The organism is Nocardia sp. NPDC058497, assembly GCF_042720195.1.
GTDB lineage: Bacteria > Actinomycetota > Actinomycetes > Mycobacteriales > Mycobacteriaceae > Nocardia.
In genome coordinates, this window is sequence record NZ_JBHXMY010000622.1 from 1 (window position 1) to 3,399 (window position 3,399).

3 protein-coding genes are annotated in these 3,399 nt (G+C 61.0%); all 3 read right to left on the reverse strand.

Annotation, left to right across the window (positions count from 1 at the left end; genetic code table 11):
- On the reverse strand, positions 1 to 928 hold a 928-nt coding region (locus ACFWPJ_RS28360), incomplete at its 3' end, for an SNF2-related protein (RefSeq protein WP_378855890.1).
- A gap of 1 nt (position 929) precedes the next feature.
- Positions 930 to 2,357 carry a transcriptional regulator gene (locus ACFWPJ_RS28365; protein ID WP_378855892.1) on the reverse strand — a complete coding sequence of 476 codons (1,428 nt, stop codon included), beginning with the start codon at positions 2,355 to 2,357 and terminating at the stop codon, positions 930 to 932.
- Positions 2,358 to 2,424: 67 nt separating this feature from the next.
- Positions 2,425 to 3,255 (reverse strand): hypothetical protein, encoded by an 831-nt coding sequence (locus ACFWPJ_RS28370; RefSeq protein ID WP_378855894.1) that lies wholly within the window; start codon positions 3,253 to 3,255, stop codon positions 2,425 to 2,427.
- Positions 3,256 to 3,399 lie beyond the last annotated feature (144 nt).

A 3,399-nucleotide genomic window follows, 5' to 3' on the forward strand; every position in this document is an offset into this window, starting at 1 on the left:
GGGCAAGGTTGCCTCCGCCCACTGCCTCTGTCACCATTCGCTTGCCATGACCGGGCCACACGAAAGACAGGAGATTCTCCAGGTCACGTGCACCGTTGGGTGCTGGCGTTCCGGTGAGGATCAGCCTGCGGTTCGCCAGTGGCCCAAGCGCTAAGCAGGCGGCCCCATATGTGCCGCTGGCACCGAGCTTCATGCGGTGTGCTTCGTCGAGGACGATCATCGACGGAGCACACCGCAACCAGTCGGCAAGATCGTTCAATGCGCGGTCCAGTCGTTCATAGTTCACGATGCGAAGCTCGGGGATACCCTCTGTCGCCGATCCCGCGACGGCGATCTTCAGTGGCGTTTCGAAGCACTCGATGCTCTCGTGTTCCCACGCGTCATACGCGGACTTGGGGCACACCACCAACAGTCGCTGCGCCTCGCCCCGTTCGCGCATTGCGGCGTACACAGCGAGCGCAACACGTGTCTTGCCGGCGCCGGGGACGCTGAAGTTGGCTCCGTGGCGTAACGAGAGCAGCCTGGCAATGTCGCGTTCCTGGAACGGTGTCAGGTTTCCGACCCATCCATTGCCCAGCCGACTGGCGACATCCTGTGGCCGAACAGCTCCGGCCGCCCATGCGCCGGGGTCCTCGGCAAGGTTGCGCTGCACGGCATCGGAATCATCGAGTACGCCGTTCACGAGTGCCGCTAGGTCCGCATCCCAGTCGACGTCGGGATGAGCCCATGTACTCAGCTCACCGATGCCGACCAGGAAGTCGTCCAGATCGATTTCTGCGGAGAGGACTCCGCGCTGCGCTGATGCCGCCAGACGCGCAGTGAGTCTGGCGAAGTCGGTCTGGAACGCGGAGATGGTGCGCAGTTCGACACGTGTACGCGTGACGTCGAAGCTCAGTCGCAACGAGGGTCGCTGATCAGGATCGGTCACGTCATGCCTGCTTCACGTCCACGGCCGCAGTCAGCCAGCTCAGGCCTTCACCTGGAAGTTCGATGCTGCGGTGCCCTTCGAATACCACCTTCCGCAATACCGTACGGAGCTGAATCAGTGCGTCGTCGAAGGCGCCCTCGTCGAGACTCGCGCTCGCACGCGAAGCCACTATATCGTTCACCGATTGTTCCAAGTCTCTACAAGCATTCGCGATCCTATCCGGTGCTGCGAGGCGCTTCTTTTTCAATCGTGCGTCTCGGCCGGCGTTTTCGAGCGCGTCGTTGAATGCCTGATGGAAAGAGGCAATCACGCCTGAAGCAGTAGTACGCATTGCGAGGTCGACGTCCGCGCCTGCTGCTTGGACGGCCTTTGCCTTGATTAGGGTATCGGTGATTGATCGAGCGGAGGCAATGTTTGCGCTGGGCGCTCCGATACTCCGGTTGAGACCGGGGATGGATACTGTTGCGGGAGTAGCTACTTCCGTCGCGCTCAGCTCCGCTGGCAATTCTCGCTCAAGATAGCGGACCTGAAAGTCGGGTTCGATGTACCTGACATCCGTCTTCGAAAAGTCGAGAACGATTGCGGCCAGCCGCGCCTCTTTCAGCAGGTCGGCCCGCTCCTTGTTCTTCGCATGTTCCTTGGTGTACGCGCGGTAGAGCTCTGCCAACTTCTCTTGCGACCGTTCGAGGTCCATCAACCGGAGGGTCGGCCCGTCGGCTGTCTTGCTGCGTTCGATCAAGTCCTGTAACTGGGCGAGTACCCACAGGTCACGCTCGCAGGAGCGCACGTCGGTGCGGAATGTTGCCGCGATCGCTGGGAGCTCACGATTCAGATGGATTCGCTGCTCCTCAATCGCGAGCAAGCGATTGATGTAAGAGTATTCCCGGCGCTCGTCCGGAAGGAGCTGGAGCGAGATCTCAAGGTTGTTGATGTCCTGCCAGCTGCATGATGCCGGCAGCACGCCGACCCGCATGCTTGAATTTGGGTCAAGTTCTTGCAGCGCGGCGCATCTCGTGTTGCCGTTGACCAAGATTCCATCGCGGGTGATTAGGCCGGGCTCGTTCTGTCTGTGATTTTTGAGGCTTTCCTTCAAAGTCTCAAAGTCGGGGTCGCGCTTGTCGGGCTCGGACGGCCGCACCGTTAGCAGATACCGGAGGTAGTCTTGACTCTCCTGCATCCACGGATCACTGGCGAGGACCGCGTCACGCGCGGGATCAAGGCTGCGCTGTGCTCGGATTCGGTGGGTTCCAGGATTATAGGAGAGCGCGTGGATCGGCATATCGATCACTTCGATATGCATCCGCGAATCCCGCCAGTCAACGGTGAGTGTCTCCGCTACGCCGTTAGTCTCCCGCCGGTCATTCAGGCGCTGGTCGACCAGTTGGCGGGTACTGAAAGCCTGGGGGGGTAAACCGAAGTCGGTGAACATCGCGAGTTCTCCTGACGAGATTCGAGGATGGCTGGGGTGCACGGGGCAGGGTGATGGCGTGTTGAAGCTATTCGAGCGCTTCGCGAACCATCTCCCGCGAGTCGGCCGGTAGCGTACGATACGCGGCCCACAGGGCCTCCGTCTCGGCGAAAGATCGAGCGTCCTGCTTCACCCAACTGGCCAGCATTTCTCGCTCGTAGCGAGGCAAGGACGAGATGCGTGTGAGCACGTCGCCAAGGTCGGCAATCAGCTCGCGCCGGCCGATCCGGCAGCGGGTGCATTCGATCACCAATTGGGTTTCGGTCTTGCCCGAAGGAAGTTTGACCGAACGGCGCGCGACATCGAGCTGGGAGGCAATGTAGGTACCGGGGTACGTTTCACCCGGTCCGATGCCGCATGACCGGCATTTGTGCCCGTCGCGGGTCATCGTCAGGTTCCGCTCTGACGTACTGACGGTCGCGCCAGGCTTGCGCGTTGCCTTGCCGGGCTCCCAGACCGCGTCGCCCTGTGTGACGAATCGCTGTTCATGCGCCTCGAGGGTGGGATCTTCACGGTTGGTGTCGATCCGCCAGCCGAAGTCGCGGAGATCCCGGAGGCGTCGGTCGACCTGAGATACAGCTGGAAAGGCGTCGCGCAGATCCTGCTTACTGAAAACGTTCCCTTCTTCGACTTCTTGCGCCAGCCAAAGGCCCACGCGCTTCATCGTTCCGAGTTTTGGAGTATTCCAATAGGGCATTGTCACGGTGTCGTCCACCTTTCCTTCAGCCGTCAGTTCAACCCGAGATGGCTCGCTCTTGCCGGGCTGCGACCGATGTGGGTTCGGGATCAACTGAACCTCATCGCGCGCGGACTCGAAAGGGTGATCGTGGCTCGTTTTGCGACCGCTGACGTGAGCCATCTTCACCTGGCGTAACCCCCAGCGGCAGACAAGGATGGATTGCGTTCATCACTCGTAACACGATGGGGGAGTGCAATTTTGGCACGTCAGGGTGAGTTTCGTGAGCTGGATCCCGGCCTCCCGTTGGCTCGGCGGCAGCTCGCG